The 16619-nt window shown below is 33.9% G+C and carries 10 protein-coding genes; 9 read left to right on the top strand and 1 reads right to left on the bottom strand.

The window, feature by feature from the left end:
• Positions 1 to 60 precede the first annotated feature (60 nt).
• From ACXX80_RS00850 to ACXX80_RS00815, 8 genes are all read left to right on the top strand, one after another.
• Positions 61 to 2862 carry a helix-turn-helix and ligand-binding sensor domain-containing protein gene (locus ACXX80_RS00850; protein WP_458551611.1) on the top strand — a complete coding sequence of 934 codons (2802 nt, stop codon included), beginning with the start codon at positions 61 to 63 and terminating at the stop codon, positions 2860 to 2862.
• 236 nt (positions 2863 to 3098) lie between these two features.
• Entirely contained in the window at positions 3099 to 6158 is a 3060-nt protein-coding gene (locus ACXX80_RS00845; protein WP_458551610.1) for a SusC/RagA family TonB-linked outer membrane protein, read from the top strand.
• Positions 6159 to 6169: 11 nt separating this feature from the next.
• A complete protein-coding gene (locus ACXX80_RS00840; RefSeq protein ID WP_458551609.1) occupies positions 6170 to 7648 on the top strand; it encodes a RagB/SusD family nutrient uptake outer membrane protein in 1479 nt (492 codons plus the stop codon).
• A 19-nt stretch (positions 7649 to 7667) separates the two neighbouring features.
• Entirely contained in the window at positions 7668 to 9263 is a 1596-nt protein-coding gene (locus ACXX80_RS00835; RefSeq protein WP_458551608.1) for a hypothetical protein, read from the top strand.
• Positions 9264 to 9353: 90 nt separating this feature from the next.
• Complete coding sequence (locus ACXX80_RS00830; RefSeq protein WP_458551607.1) at positions 9354 to 10997, top strand: family 16 glycosylhydrolase; 1644 nt, start codon at positions 9354 to 9356, stop codon at positions 10995 to 10997.
• A gap of 65 nt (positions 10998 to 11062) precedes the next feature.
• Positions 11063 to 13363: a beta-glucosidase BglX gene (gene bglX / locus ACXX80_RS00825; protein ID WP_458551606.1), complete on the top strand. Its 2301-nt coding sequence runs from the start codon at positions 11063 to 11065 to the stop codon at positions 13361 to 13363.
• A 6-nt stretch (positions 13364 to 13369) separates the two neighbouring features.
• Positions 13370 to 14125, top strand: coding sequence for a glycoside hydrolase family 16 protein (locus ACXX80_RS00820; protein WP_458551605.1), 756 nt, complete (start codon positions 13370 to 13372; stop codon positions 14123 to 14125).
• A 341-nt stretch (positions 14126 to 14466) separates the two neighbouring features.
• On the top strand, positions 14467 to 15051 hold the full coding sequence (locus ACXX80_RS00815; RefSeq protein WP_282715214.1) for an RNA polymerase sigma factor: 585 nt from the start codon (positions 14467 to 14469) through the stop codon (positions 15049 to 15051).
• A 307-nt stretch (positions 15052 to 15358) separates the two neighbouring features.
• Here ACXX80_RS00815 and ACXX80_RS00810 read toward each other — a convergent pair whose 3' ends face one another.
• The gene (locus tag ACXX80_RS00810; protein ID WP_458551604.1) at positions 15359 to 16009 is read right to left on the bottom strand and encodes an endonuclease III domain-containing protein; all 651 of its coding nucleotides are present in this window, start codon (positions 16007 to 16009) and stop codon (positions 15359 to 15361) included.
• Positions 16010 to 16099: 90 nt separating this feature from the next.
• Between ACXX80_RS00810 and bcp the strand changes: the two genes are divergently transcribed.
• Positions 16100 to 16552: a thioredoxin-dependent thiol peroxidase gene (gene bcp, locus ACXX80_RS00805; RefSeq protein ID WP_458551603.1), complete on the top strand. Its 453-nt coding sequence runs from the start codon at positions 16100 to 16102 to the stop codon at positions 16550 to 16552.
• Positions 16553 to 16619: the final 67 nt, after the last annotated feature.

Raw genomic sequence — 16619 nt, 5'->3', positions numbered from 1 at the left:
TCACCTAAAAAAATAGTATTTTTAAGATTATTTTTGAGAAAAATTAACTTCACCATACCATTGAAAACAAAACTATACATTTTTCTTTTTTTAATGTCCTTTTGTGCTTTTTCTCAAGAATTGCCACCAATTGTAAAATATGCCTCAACCACTTATGGTGCGGGAAACCAGAATTGGATGATTTCGCAGGATCAAAACCAGTCTGTTTTCTTTGCAAATAATGAAGGATTATTGGAATTTAACGGATCAAATTGGGAATTATATCCGTCACCAAACGAGACTATTGTTCGTTCTGTAAAAGTGATTGGAACTAAAATTTATACGGGTTGCTACATGGAGTTTGGTTTCTGGACAAGGCAGGCAAATGGAAAACTAAAATACACTTCGCTCAGTAAAACAATAAAAACTCAAATTCTTAATGACGAACAGTTTTGGAACATATTGAATTATGAACAATGGGTGATTTTTCAATCTTTGGACAGAATTTATATTTACGATACCAAAACAGGTGGTTTCAAAATTATTGCTCCCAAAAACAATATTACTAAATCGTTCCGTACAAAAAACGCAATTTATTTTCAGAGTGTAAATGAAGGACTTTTTGAAATTGAAAGCGGAAAAGTGCGCTTGGTATCTAATAATCCTATTTTACAAAATAATAGGATTGTCAACGTTTTTGCTATTGATGAAGGCCTTTTAATCCAGACTAAGCTGAATGGATTTTATAAACTTACAGGAACTGTTTTGACTAAATTTACTACCGAAGTTGATTTGGAATTAGCATCCAGTAGCGTGTATAGCAGTCAATTGCTATCGGATGGAAGTTTTGCTTTGGGAACAGTCTCTAATGGGATTTTTATCTTAAACAATAATGGGAAAATTAAGTATCACATCAATCAAAACAAAGGCTTGAGTAATAATACAGCATTGTCTTTATATGAAGATGCCGATAAGAATCTTTGGGTAGGATTGGATAACGGTATCAATTGTATTAATCTGCAATCTCCCATACAAAATTTTGTTGATGACACTGGAATTTTAGGAACCGTCTATACATCAAAACTTTATAAAGGTAATTTGTATGTAGGAACCAATCAAGGTTTGTTTTATAAAAACTATCTGACTAATGATGAATTCAAATTTGTAAACGGAACTAAAGGGCAGGTTTGGTCTTTGTTTGAGTACGCTGGAACGCTTTTTTGCGGTCATGATTCAGGAACATTTGTGATTGAAAACGCTGTTGCAAAAAATATATTTTCAGCATCAGGAACTTGGAAATTTGAAATAATCCCCAATCAAAAAGGGCTTTTACTTCAAGGGAATTACTACGGAATTTCTGTTTTGGAAAAAACGAATAATCAATGGAGTTTTAGAAATAAAATAGCAGGATTTGATTATTCCTCAAAATATTTTGAAATCACTAATACTTTGAATGTATATGTAAGTCACGAATATAAAGGAGTTTACAGGCTGGAATTAGATGGGAAACTGTCAAAAACGAAACCTTTTGTGACCTATAAAACACCTGAAAAAGGTAAAAATGCCAGTCTAACTAAGTTCAACAACATAATTTACTATGCTAATAAAGAAGGTATTTTTAAATTGAATGAGAAGACAAAACAATTCAGTAAGGATAATTTATTAAGTTCTGTTTTCGAAAAAGATGAATATACTTCAGGAAAATTGATTGTGGATAATTCTAATAAAATATGGTTGTTTTCAAAGAATTACATCCATTATTTTTCATTGAGTAAACTAAGTAATCAACTGAAGCAAAATGTAATTCCTATACCAGCTTCATTAACGAATTCGATGTTAGGCTATGAGAATATTACTCAAATATCCAATTCTAATTATTTGATAGGAACTACTGATGGATATTATGTTTTGAATCTTAATGAATTAAGTTTTAAAAATCATAACGTCTCTATTTCCGCAATTACAACAAATAAACTAAATGAAAGCTCTGAAAACCGTTCCATTCAGGAAGAAGGCAGTTTTAAATATGATGAAAATAATATAACCATTAATTATACGGTTCCTGAATTTAATAAATACATCAATGCTGAATTTCAATATTTATTAGAAGGATTTCAAGAGGAGTGGAGCGAATGGAGCGCAAAACCAACAGTGAATTTTAAAAATTTGCCTCCTGGGGAATATACTTTTAAGGTGAGAGCTAAATTCGTAAATTCAACTTTAGAAGATACAGCTATATACACTTTTACTGTTGAAAAACCTTGGTATTTAACTAATGTTGCTCTTTTTTTCTATTTAGTTTTTGTGATTGTGATGGCTCGATTTATTCATAAGACCTATAAAAATTACTATCAAAAACAAAAAGAGAAATTGATAGAAGAGAATAATTTGTTATTAGAGATTAAAGAACTTGAAAACGAGCAGGAATTAATGCGCATTAGAAACGAACAGCTCTCTCAAGATGTAGATACTAAAAATAGAGAGTTGGCTGTTTCTACGATGAGTTTGAATAGTAAAAATGAGTTGTTGGCTTTTATCAAAGATGATTTAAAGAAAACACCAGATGATGGCAACAGAAGTATAAAATCAGTCATCTCTACAATAAATAAGAACATAACTGAAGGGGATAGCTGGAGTGTATTTAAAGAAGCTTTTGATAATGCCGATAAAGACTTTTTGAAAAAGATGAAATTGGCGCATCCATCCTTAACTCCAAACGATTTGCGATTATGTGCCTACTTGAGATTAAATCTTTCCTCAAAAGAAGTGGCACCTTTGTTAAATATTTCTGTACGAAGCGTTGAGATAAAAAGATATCGTTTGCGTAAGAAAATGGAATTGTCGCACGAACAAGGACTTGTAGAGTACATTTTAGCTGTATAGTTCCTTCTAGATTTTACAGATAAAACTATACATTACCACAACAATAGCGTTATTGTTGTGGTTTTTTTGTTTTAGAGAAAATCTGAATTTCTTAATTTCTTCTTAATTCTCAGTCTTTATTTAAATATTATGAATTAAACAAGTGATTTTTTGCATTGTATGTTTTTTGTAGAGGTTATTTTTAATTTATTATTAGTTCATCCGATTAATTTTATAATTCACAAAAAATATAAATTATGAAGTCAAACTATCTACTAATCCTTTTTCTACTTCTATCCTCTTTTGGTTTTGCCCAAGGATATGATGTAGGAGGAGTTGTTAAAGAAACCGGTTCTGGTTTACCTATACCAGGAGTAAATGTTCAAGTTAAAAATTCAACTATTGGGACGGCGACAGATATGGATGGTCGTTTTTCTCTAAAAGGAGTTACCTCTGGAGCAACTTTAATATTTTCATATTTAGGATATAAAAATTTAGAATTTAAAGTAGTATCAAATAATAGTGCTCTTTCTATTTCGTTACAAGAGGATTCTAAAGTATTGGATGAGGTTGTAGTAATTGGATATGGAAGCCAAAAAAAGCGAGAAGTTACAGGAGCAGTTTCTGTGGTAGACAGCAAAACTTTGGAAGCTTTAAAACCGGTTAAAATTGAGCAAGCTTTACAAGGAACTGTTTCAGGAGTAAATGTTACAACTACTTCGGGTGCTCCAGGTGCAGCTTTGGATATTCGAATTAGAGGTATCGCAACCAATGGTGAAAATAGACCTACAACTATCATCGATGGATATGTTGGAGAACTTGGATTGTTAAATCCAAATGATGTCGAGTCTATCACCGTTTTAAAAGATGCCCAAGCAGCTATTTATGGTACTATTGGTGCTAATGGAGTTATTCTTATCACGACAAAATCCGGAAAAAAGAATTCGAAATCAAAAATTAGTTACAATACTTATACAGGTTTTCAGGAAACGTCAAGAACATTACCTATGTTGAAAGCTACTGAATACGCCTTATTATTGAATGAAAGTTATGCTAATGGTGGAAACTCAATTCCTTTTCCTAATGTTTCTGGTTTAGGTAAAGGTACAAACTGGCAAAATGAAGTTTTCAGTACTAGTGTTCCTATTATCAATCATGACATCTCATTTTCTGGTGGATCTGATAAAATTACCTATGCGGTAAGTGGTTCTCATTTAGATCAGGAAGGAATTATTGGCGAAAGTAAATCTGGGTTTTTAAGAAATACGGCAAGAGTTTCTGTAGGTGCAGATGTTACAGATAAATTGAAATTGAAAACGAATGTAATCTACACTTATTTTAATAGAAAATCATTAAACGAAAGTGGTTTAGGTTCTGTTTTGTTCAATGCTTTGAATACACCTTCAACATTAACGCCTTATGATGCAAATGGAGATTTTACAAAAGTACCTACAAATACTGGGTTAGGAATTGAAATTATAAATCCATTGGCCCAAATTGCCAATACTTATAATGACTATAACTTTAAGAAAGTCAATGGTAATTTTGGATTGGATTATAAGGTTTTCAAAAATTTTACAATTTCAAGTTCTATTGGTTTTAACACTTCAAACAGTGAGTCTAAATCGTTTGCCAAGCAAATTTTATATTGGATAAATCCTTCAGATAAAGTATTTGATGTTTTGAGAAGTTCGGTTTCCCAAAGTGCCATTAATGATAATGACTATTCATTTGATTTATTTGGAACTTACACTAAGAAAATTGGAGAAAACCATAATGTAGTGGCGACAGTGGGAAATACTATTTTCAAACAATACGGAAACGGATTATTTGCTACTGGATTTGATGTTCCCTACAATTCATGGGAGTTTGCAGATATAGCATTGACCAAAGGAATTTCTGAAACCGTACCAAACGGTTCCTATAATTATGACGAACGAAGACTTTCTTATTTTGCAAGAGCACAATACGATTACAAAGGGAAGTACCTTTTTTCTGCGATGATACGACGTGATGCTTCTACAAAATTTGGACCCGGAAATAAAGTGGGTTATTTTCCATCATTTACTGCGGGTTGGGTAATTTCTGATGAAGGCTTTTTTGGAGAAGATAAACTAATAAACTTCATGAAATTGAGAGGAAGTTACGGTACTTTAGGAAATGACCAAATTCCTAACAATGGCTATGTTTCACAACTAAGCGGAGAAGCGACGTACGTTTTTGATGATGTTTTAGTGAATGGTTTGGCTACAGGACAAATTCCAAATCCAAATTTGAAATGGGAAGAAGCCAGGAAATTTGACGTTGGTTTAGATCTTAAATTGATACAAAATAAAGTTTCTATTGTTGCAGATTATTTTATTGATACCAGAGCCGATTTGTTAATCCCATTTATACCTGTTTCAGGAATCAACGGAACAGCAGCTCCTGGTGCAGGTTCACCAACAATCAATGCAGGAACGGTTAGAAATTCAGGTTTAGAGTTTGCAATAGATTACAAGAACAAATTCTCGGAGAATTTTTCGATGAGTGTTGGGTACAATGTTACCTTCCTTAAAAACGAAGTATTAGCCGTAAACAACGGAATAGGATATATTGAAGGAGGTTCATTTGGCGTAGGCCAACAAGCACCTTCAAGAATGGAAGTAGGTCAGCCAATAGGTTATTTTTATGGCTATAAAACAGATGGAATTTTTCAAAACCAGTCAGAAGTTGATGCACACCCGTCTCAATTATCTTTAGGTGCTGACGCCAGTCCTGGAGATCTTCGATTTGTAGATGTAAATGGAGACGGAATTCTTAACGCTAATGACAGAACGAATATTGGAGATCCAATTCCTGATGCTACAATGGGTTTCAATTTACAAATGAATTACAAAAATTTTGATTTTGCAGTCTATACTTTTGCTTCAGTAGGAAATGATATGGTAAGAAATTACGAAAGAAACCTTACAGATGTAAATCGACTTAATTATGTTTTAGACCGTTGGACTGGCGAAGGAAGTACTAATACTACTCCAAGAGTGACGACAAGTGCTACAGGAAATTCTACTTTTTCCAGTTATTTTGTTGAAGATGCTTCTTATTTAAGAATCCAAAACATGCAATTGGGATATTCAATAAATTCTAAATTTTCTGAAAAAGCAGGAATCACAAAACTACGTTTGTATGCAGGTGTAAATAATTTATACACATTTACAAAATACAAAGGTTTTGATCCGGGTGCTTCTAATGGAGCTCCGATTGGCGGAGGAATTGACTATGGTTTTTATCCAATCCCAAGAACCTATTTATTAGGTTTAAACATTAATTTTTAATTCGTATTAAAATGAAAAAGCACCTATTTATTACCCTTATATCGATAACAATCTTCTCAACAGTAACCATTTCCTGTAGTGATGATTTTGTAGATCGACCTATCGAATATTCGATTGATTCTGAGAATTATTTTAATTCAAAATCAGATTATGACAACGCTTTAATAGCAGCCTATGATTTGTTACAAACTACATATCTGAATGCATTGTTAGGCGAAATAGCTTCAGATAATACTTTGGCCGGAGGCGAAAGTCAATCTGATACTCCGGGTTTTCAGCAAATTGATGATATGATTCACACACCAGTGAACAGTAATCTAAAAAACTTATGGGACTGGATGTTTGCAGGAGTTCAAAGAGCTAATTATATTTTGGAATTCAAAGACAAAACTGATTTTGATGGAAAAAATCAAGTGATTGGTGAAGCCCGCTTTCTAAGAGCCTATTATCATTTTGAATTAGTAAAATGGTTTGGTGGAATCCCATTGAAAGGGGATGCAAGGTTCAGCTCTGGTGACGAGAAAGTAATTCCGCGTGCATCCGTTTCAGAAGTATATGCTTCCATTGAAGCTGATTTAATCTTTGCTTCTCAAAACTTATCTTCAACAGCAGCCCAAAAAGGAAGAGCAACTAAAGGCGCAGCTTTGGCATTATTAGGAAAAGCATATTTGTACCAGAATAAATACGCGCAAGCAGCAACAACCTTCGAAAGTTTAATTGGAACATCCACCTATTCATTGGTTTCAGATTACAATGCTATCTTTGAAAATGCCGGAGAAAATGGATTAGAATCGGTTTTTGAAGTACAATACACAGATGTGGAAGGTGCAGGTTTTGGATGTCTCCAATGTAGTGAAGGAAATGTAGCGGTTGGTTTCAGTGGACCAAGAAATTATTCAGGCGATTTATTTACTTCAGGTTTCAGTTTTAATGTTCCAACTCAGAAAGTCGTAAATGTATTTGAAGCTGGAGACAGAAGAAAAGCGGTAGCAATATTAGATATCGAAGCTTGGGCAGCTTCAACAGGTGCAACTTTCGGAAAAGGATATGAACACACCGGTTTTTTTAATAGAAAATACATTCCAAGAAAAAGAAGTGCCAATGCGCAAGGAGATTTAAACCTAACTAATCCTAATAATTACAGAGCCATTCGCTATGCGGATGTTCTTTTGATGGCGGCCGAAGCTTACAATCGCGGTGGAATCGATGATACTAAAGCGAGAGGATATTTGAACCAAGTTAGAAGACGTGCTTTTGGCGATTTGAATCATGATATTTCGTCTTCTGGAGCAGCTTTGACTGACTTTATTTTAGCAGAAAGAAGAGTGGAATTAGTTGGTGAAGGACACCGTTTCTTCGATTTAGTGCGAACTGGCAAAGCTACTCAGGAAATTACTGGATTTAAAGCTAACAAAAATGAATTGTTTCCCATTCCTATTGAGGAAATTCAATTTGCTAATGGAAATTGGACACAAAATCCTGGATACTAAAAACTAATATTATTTAAATATGAAAAACTTAAAATTAATACTAAGTCTTTTTATTTTTACTATCCTTTTGGGATGTTCAGATGAAAATAATGACGTAGATCTAGACGGTGTTAATGCACCTTCAAATATATCTGCCCTGACAACCATTACACAAGATAACTCAGGAAATGTTACTTTTTTGCCAAAAGGGGAAGGTGTAACTCAATTCGAAATTTATTTTGGAGATGCAACTACAGTTCCTGTTTATGTAAATCCTGGAGCTACTATTACCCACAAATATAAAGAAGGTAAATTTCAGGCAAAAATAGTAGGTGTAACTATTAACGGTAAAAAAACCGAAACTATTCAAGAGGTAACAGTCTCTTTTTTGGCACCGACAAATTTTGAACCGACCATAACTATTGGAAGCAATCTTTCGATTAATGTAACCGCTAAAGCGGAATTAGAGACATTCTTTCAAGTTTATTTTGGAGATGTAGCGAATGAAGTTCCAGTAGATTTTATGCAAGATGAAGTGATTACACATACGTATTTAAATCCGGGAACCTATCAAGTAAAAGTGGTCGCATTAAGCGGAGGGGTTGCTACGACACAAAAAATACAAAGTGTAACAGTAACTAATTTATTTGCTGCTCCAGTGCCTACTATTCCTGCAGCAAATGTTATTTCTATGTTTAGCGATAGTTATACAAATGTTGCGGTTGACACTTGGAGGACTTCATGGTCACAGGCAAATTTAGAAGATATTGATATTAGTGGCAACAAAACCAAAAAGTACAGTTCATTAGGTTTTGTAGGTATTGAAGCGACTACATCTCCTATCAATGCTTCGGCAATGACTTTCTTTCATACCGATATTTGGTCATCTGATTTTACAGAGTTTAAAGTTAAATTAGTTGATTTTGGAGCTAATGGTGTTTTTGGTGGAGGGGATGATAAAGAACATGAAATTACAATCGCTAATCCCGCTAAGGAAAAATGGGTGAGCTTAGATATTCCATTAAGTGACTTCACTGGATTGACGACACGCAGTCATATAGCACAGTTAATTTTTGTAGGTGCACCATTTGGAAGTACAACTGTCTATGTAGATAATGTTTTCTTTTACAATAAAGCCGGTTCTATTACGGCAGCGCCAACTCCAACTTTAGCAGCATCTAAAGTAATTTCTATGTTCAGCGATGCTTATACAAATGTTCCTGTTAACACTTGGAGAACTTCTTGGTCAAGTGCTACCTTGACGGATTTGAGCATTAATGGAAATGCAACAAAAAAATATAGTGCATTGGATTTTGTTGGTATAGAAGCAACTACAACTCCTATAAATGCTACTGCAATGACACATTTTCATACTGATGTCTGGTCCTCAGATTTTACACAATTCAAAATAAAATTAGTCGATTTTGGAGCTAATGGAGCTTTTGGAGGTGGAGATGATGTAGAACATGAAATCACAATTCCGTCACCAACTAAAGGATCTTGGGTAAGTTTAGATATCCCGTTAAGTTCCTTCACAGGATTAACTACACGAGCACACATTGCACAGTTAATTTATGTGGGTGGCCCTTCTGGAAATAATACTGTTTATATTGATAATGTTTATTTTCATAATTAATAAAAGATAGATATTAGTAACTAATTATGAATTTAAAATGAATTGGTATACAACGAGTGTCACAATTATATTTTTTAAAAAACAGTAAAAATGAAAAAAATAATCATAAGTATAGTATCCGTTTTTGTCCTTCTTTTGATGGTCAATTGTCAGGAAGATAATTTAGGTTTTGGAGCACTAGACACGCCAACCAACCTAAAGGTTACGGCAGAAATAATAGGTAAAACAGCAGCATTACCAAACGGAGATGGTTCTGGGAAAGTTAAATTTACCAGTACAGCAGAAAATGCAATTTCGTATAAGTACATTTTTAGCGATGGAACTTCTAAGAATTCGCCAAGTGGGATTCTTGAAAACAACTTTGCTACACCAGGTACAAATACGTACACGGTGACTGTAATTGCATCTGGAGCTGGAGGAGTTGCTACCAATATGACTTTGGAAGTAACCGTTTTCAGTGATTTTAAAGATGAACAAGCGGTACAATTCTTAACAGGTGGCGCGTCTAGAAAATGGTATTGGGCACAAACTGAGGAAGGTCACCTGGGAGTTGGTCCAAACGTAGCATGGTCTGATCCTACTTTTGGAAAACAAAATTATTATCCTTCATTTTATAGTGCTAAAGCAAATGAAAAATCAGCTACATGTTTATACAATAGTGTGATGACTTTTTCTTTAGTAGGTGCTCAAATGAAATTTGAGTTAGATAACAAAGGTCAAACGTATTATAATGGAGCTTTTAAAGGCGGCGGCGATGATGCTTGTTATGATTTAAATACCAGTGGTGCAAAAACAGTAACTTTGAGTAAGTCAGATTCATTTGTTTCAAAAAATCCAGATAGTGCAACTCAAACTAGAGGTACGGTTTTAAACATAGCTGATGCAGGTTTTATGGGGTATTTTGTTGGAACCAGTTCTTACGAAATTCTATCAATTACAGATAATCGTATGGTTGTGCGAGTAATTCAGTCAGGAAATCCATTTTTAGCTTGGTATCATATTTTTACGACAACGGCTCCTGGTGCAGTTGTAACTCCGACTCCTACAACAAATTATACGGTTTTGAAATTTTCTGACGAATTTAATGTTGACGGTGCTCCGGATCCTACAAAATGGGGATACGATCTTGGTGCTGGTGGTTGGGGAAATGGCGAAGCCCAAACGTATACAAGCGCTTCTGATAATGTAATTGTACAAGGCGGAAATCTAAAAATTACGGCTAAAAAATCAGGAACAGGGTATACTTCCTCAAGACTAAAATCAGAAAATAAATTTGAATTTACTTATGGTAAAATTGAAGTAAAAGCTAAACTTACTACTGGTGCAGGAACATGGCCTGCAATATGGATGTTAGGACAGGATTACGCAACAAATACATGGCCAGGTTGCGGTGAAATAGATATAATGGAATTTAAAGGTAGTGAACCTAATAAAATACACGGAACACTCCATTATCCTGCAGTTTCTCCAGGAGCGGGTAATACTAATTCAACAACTATTGCAAATGCTTCTTCTGAGTTTCACATTTACAAAGCCATTTGGAGTCCTACTTCAGTTCAGATCTTTGTGGATGACAAATTATATCATACAGTAGCAAATAATAATTCTTTACCATTTAATAAAGATTTCTTTTTAATTTTGAATGTGGCAATGGGAGGAAGTTTTGGAGGTGCGATTGATCCTGCTTTTTCACAATCTTCTATGGAGATTGATTATGTTAGGGTTTATCAATAGAACATGTAATGAATTTATAAAGGTCGGTTTTGTACCGACCTTTTAATTATATAAAAAGTTTAGAGATGAGAAATAAATCCCTAGTAGCATCATTTACTATAGCAGCTCTAATAGTTGCAGGTTGCAGTAATAAAATCTTGAAATCTCCTATTTCTTATTCCAAAGAAAATATTTTAAATACTAAAGTAGATTCAGTTCTCCAATTGATGACTTTGGAAGAAAAAATAGGGCAACTCAATCAGTATAATGGTTTTTGGGATATTACAGGTCCAACACCGAAAGAAGGTCAAGCAGCAAAAAAATACGAAGACCTGAAAAAAGGTTTAGTAGGATCGATGCTGAATGTAAAAGGGGTGAAAGATGTAAAAGCGTTACAAAAATTAGCGGTGGAACAAACGCGATTGGGAATTCCGTTACTTTTTGGATTTGATGTTATTCATGGGTATAAAACGATTAGTCCTATTCCGCTCGCTGAAGCAGCAAGTTGGGATTTAGATGCAATAAAAAAGTCGGCTGCAATAGCCGCAGAAGAAGCCGCTTCGGTAGGATTGAACTGGACTTTTGCACCGATGGTTGATATTTCCAGAGATGCTCGTTGGGGACGTGTTATGGAAGGTGCTGGTGAGGACACTTTTTTAGGAAGTAAAATTGCCGTAGCACGTGTACAAGGTTTTCAAGGCGATGATTTATCCGCTACAAATACTATTTTGGCTTGCGCCAAACATTTTGCAGGATATGCTTTTGCCGAATCCGGAAGAGATTATAATACGGTTGATATAAGTGAAACCGTGTTGCAGAATACAATTTTCCCACCTTTTAAAGCGGCTGTTGATGCAGGTGTACGAACATTTATGAATTCTTTCAATGAACTGAATGGAATTCCCGCAACAGGAAATGGGTATTTGCAAAGAGAAGTTTTAAAAAGAGATTGGAAATTTGATGGTTTTGTGGTTTCGGATTGGGGTTCTATCAATGAAATGATTCCACATGGATATGCTAAGGATAGTAAACATGCAGCTGAAATAGCTATTAATGCAGGTTCTGACATGGATATGGAATCCAGTGCGTATGTGGAACATTTGTTGGCATTAGTTAAAGAAGGTAAAGTTAAAGAAAGTGATATTGATGATTCGGCTAGAAGGATTTTGAAAGTAAAATTCGAATTGGGTTTGTTCGATGATCCATATAAATATTGTGATGAAAATCGAGAATTGACAACCGTTGGGAAACAAGAATTTCAAGAAGGAGTTTTAGATGTAGCCAAAAAATCGATTGTACTTTTGAAAAATGAAAAGGAATTATTGCCTTTAAAAAAATCAGGGCAAAAAATTGCATTAATCGGTGCTTTGGCAAATGATAAAACGAGTCCTTTGGGAAGTTGGAGAATCGCAGCTGACGATAATTCGGCAGTTTCAGTTCTGGAAGGATTACAAAAGTATACCGGAAATACGCTAATGTATGCTAAAGGAGCTGATGTAACTGAGGGAAGAACCCAATTCATTTGGGAAACTAAAATCAATAGTACTGATAACAGTGGATTTGCAGAAGCCATTGTGGCTGCAAAACAAGCTGACATAGTAATTATGGTTTTGGGAGAACACGGTTTGCAATCAGGTGAGGGAAGAAGCAGAACTGATTTAGGTTTGCCGGGTGTTCAGCAAGAATTGTTGGAAGCAATTTATAAGGTCAATCCTAATGTGGTTTTGGTTTTGAATAACGGTCGACCGTTAGCTATACCTTGGGCAGATGAAAATATTCCTGCAATTGTTGAAGGATGGCACTTGGGAACGCAAAGTGGTAACGCAATAGCGCAAGTTTTATATGGCGATTACAACCCAAGCGGAAAATTACCAATGACTTTTCCTAGAAATGTAGGTCAGGTTCCTATTTATTATAATTATAAAAACACGGGAAGACCGGTGATGAATGAGCCCGAAAGTGTATTTTGGTCGCATTATATTGATGAGAAGAACACGCCTTTGTACCCTTTTGGTCATGGACTTAGTTATTCTAGATTTGAATACTCTAATTTGCAATTATCATCTAATGCATTTGCTAAAAATGGTAAAATTGAAGTTTATGTGAATTTGAAAAATACTGGAAAATTTGCCGGAAAAGAGGTCGTTCAATTGTATATTAGAGATTTGATAGGAAGTATTACTCGTCCGGTAAAAGAGTTGAAAGGATTTGAAATGATAGAATTGCAACCCAACGAAACCAAAAAAGTAATATTTACAATTGATGAAAAAACAATCGAATATTTCACAGCCAACAGAAAATGGGAAGCAGAAGCTGGGGATTTTAAAGTATTCATCGGAGGCAGTTCAGTAACAAAGTTGGAAGGTGATTTTCAATATTCTAATTAAAATAAAATGAAAAAAATACTAGTACTATTACTTGTCGTTAATTTTTCTTTTGCACAACAGAACAAACGAAAACTGGTTTGGGAAGAAAATTTTAGAGGTACCAAATTAAATGAAAAATTTTGGAATTTTGAACTTGGAGATGGTTGTCCTAACTGTGGTTGGGGAAACAACGAACGACAATTGTACACGAAACAAAACCACAAGGTTGCCAAAAATCAATTAGTCATCACGGCTAAAAAGGAGGGTGATAAATATACTTCGACACGGATTACCACCAAAGGCAAAAAAGAGTTTCAATACGGTCGTTTCGAGGCAAGAGCAAAGCTTCCTGTTGGGCAAGGAGTTTGGCCCGCTTGGTGGATGTTGGGTTCAAATATCAGTGAAGTCGGTTGGCCTAAATCGGGAGAAATCGATATTTTAGAATATGTTGGGAAAGAACCTAATATGGTTTTTACATCTTTGCATACGCAAGACAGTCACGGAAACACTATAAATACTAAGAAAACAAGATTTGATGCTATTGAGGAAGGTTTTCACATTTACGCTGTAGAATGGACGAAAGACAAAATTGATTTTTTTGTAGATAATACTTTAGTGTATACGTTTCAACCTGAAAATAAAACAGAAGCGATTTGGCCATTCAACCAGCCCTTTTATTTTATTGTTAATATGGCGATAGGAGGGAATTTTGGAGGTCCCGAAGTGAATGATAGTATCCTTCCGCAAGATTTCATAATTGATTACATCAGAGTTTATCAATAATCAGAAATATTAAGTAAAATATTTAAAAACAAAATAAGTTTTGATTGTAATTAATTGATAATCAGCATTTATTTTTTTTTTTCTTTTTAAGAATTCCTTGATATAAACTATTCTTTTTTTATGCAACGGCATGCTATTTGTATAATAAATGTGAAAAATAAAAGAAAAATTTTAACAAATTTTATTCATGATATGTTAATTTTTATTAATTTTACTTGCATGTTAAAACAATAATTAGTTAAATTTGAAAACTTAACAAACCTAAATTTACAATAGCCTATAATAAAAAACTACTTTTTAGAGAAATCTCTTATTTTATTTTAAAACTAAAAAGTATTATTATGGTTAATATACAACTCCCTGACGCGTCATTAGTAAAGGATTATGTCGCAGGTAACGAGGATGCCTTAGCTAAATTAATAAAAAGGCACGAATCAAAAATTTATGGTTTTATTTATTCGAAAATTCCGGATAAAGATATTACCAACGATATTTTTCAAGATACTTTTATCAAAGTGATTAAAACTTTGAAATCAAATTCATACAACGAAGAAGGTAAATTCTTGCCATGGGTTATGCGCATATCTCATAATCTGGTTGTAGATCATTACAGGAAAACAAAAAAAATGCCTATGTTTAGAGAAACCGAAGAGTTCTCTATATTTTCCATAATGTCAGATGATTGTCAGACGATAGAAAATAAAATAATTTCGGAACAAGTCGAAATGGATTTAAAAAAGCTAATCGAAGGACTTCCAGCAGATCAAAAAGAAGTATTGGTGATGCGAATGTATCAAGATATGAGCTTTAAGGAAATTTCAGAATCTACTGGAGTTAGTATTAATACCGCTTTAGGGAGAATGCGTTATGCTTTGATGAATTTGAGAAAAGTGATAGACAAACACCAAATTGTTTTGACCAATTAACAATATGTTTGAACTTGCTGCGTTGTAATATAAAGAAAAATATATATTACTCTATGGCAAAAATTTACTCAAAAAAAGCATCAGTTTCAGAAAAAAGGAAACCAAGTAAAGAAACAATTTCTTTCTTATTAAGCTATTCCAAAGCGTTGAGCATAATAAAAATAGACAATAAAAGTTTCGAAATCATATCGAATTAAAAACACCAACTCCAATTATTGGTGTTCATAAGTGTATTTAATTTGGTTTTAAATTATTCAAAAACCCCATTATTTTTTTAAAATAATGGGTTTTTTTGTTCAATGAGGTTTTATTTTTTGAGATAGGAATCAATGACTGTTTTTCTTCCAATTGTTTTAGTGATTATATCCTTGTCTAAATCCCAGCCACGAGCCGGAGAATATTCCCTTCCGTACCAAATAATCTGAAGGTGTAAATCATTCCAAATTTCCTCAGGAAAAATACGTTTCGCATCTTTCTCAGTTTGAACAACGTTTTTTCCATTTGTCAAATTCCATCGGTACATCAATCTATGAATGTGAGTGTCAACAGGAAAAGCAGGTACCCCAAAGGCTTGTGACATTACGACACTTGCCGTTTTATGTCCTACAGCTGGCAATTCCTCCAAAAACTCAAAACTTTGAGGTACTTTTCCACCGTGTTTGTCAATTAAAATATGGGATAAACCATGAATTCCTTTTGATTTCATTGGCGATAAGCCGCATGGACGAATGATTTCCTTAATTTCCTCAACAGACATTTTTATCATATCATATGGATTGTCTGCTTTCGCAAAAAGTAAAGGTGTGATTTGGTTCACGCGAACATCTGTACATTGTGCCGAAAGTAAAACAGCAATCAATAATGTATAAGGATCTTTATGGTCTAAAGGAATAGGAATCGTTGGGTATAGCTCTTTTAACGTATTTATAACAAACGTTACACGTTCTTGTTTATTCATTATTCATTAAATTTGATTTGTAAAGAAAATCAATTTCATTGGCAATAGCAAAATTCAATTTCAATTCAAATAAATAAAAAAATATAAATAATGACAACATTAAAAAAAGGAGATAAAGCACCTGAGTTTTCTGGTCTGGACCAAGACGGAAAATCACATCAATTAGTGGATTATGCAGGTAAGAAATTAGTCGTTTTTTTTTATCCAAAAGCAAATACACCAGGATGTACAGCAGAAGCTTGTGACTTAAGAGATAATTTTGAGCGATTTCAAGCTAATAATTACGAACTGTTAGGCGTTAGTGCCGATGCTCAAAAAGCACAATCCAAGTTCAAAGAAAAATATGATTTCCCTTTTCCATTACTTGCTGATGAAGATAAATCTGTGATTCAGGCTTTTGGTGTTTGGGGCCCAAAAAAATTCATGGGAAAAGAATATGATGGTATTCACAGAACTACATTTGTAATTGATGAAAAAGGAATTATAGAGGACGTGATTTCAGATGTGAAAACTAAGGCTCATGCCGCTCAGATATTGAAATAATCTTTTTTTTTGAAAAGTAAAGAGCCAAGAAAAAGACATTAAGATTGTCTTGTTTCTTGGCTCTTTT

The sequence above is a fragment of the Flavobacterium sp. GNP002 genome, assembly GCF_054343795.1.
Note: the sequence above shows the minus strand (reverse complement) of the source record. Positions and strands in the feature narration are given on the sequence as shown.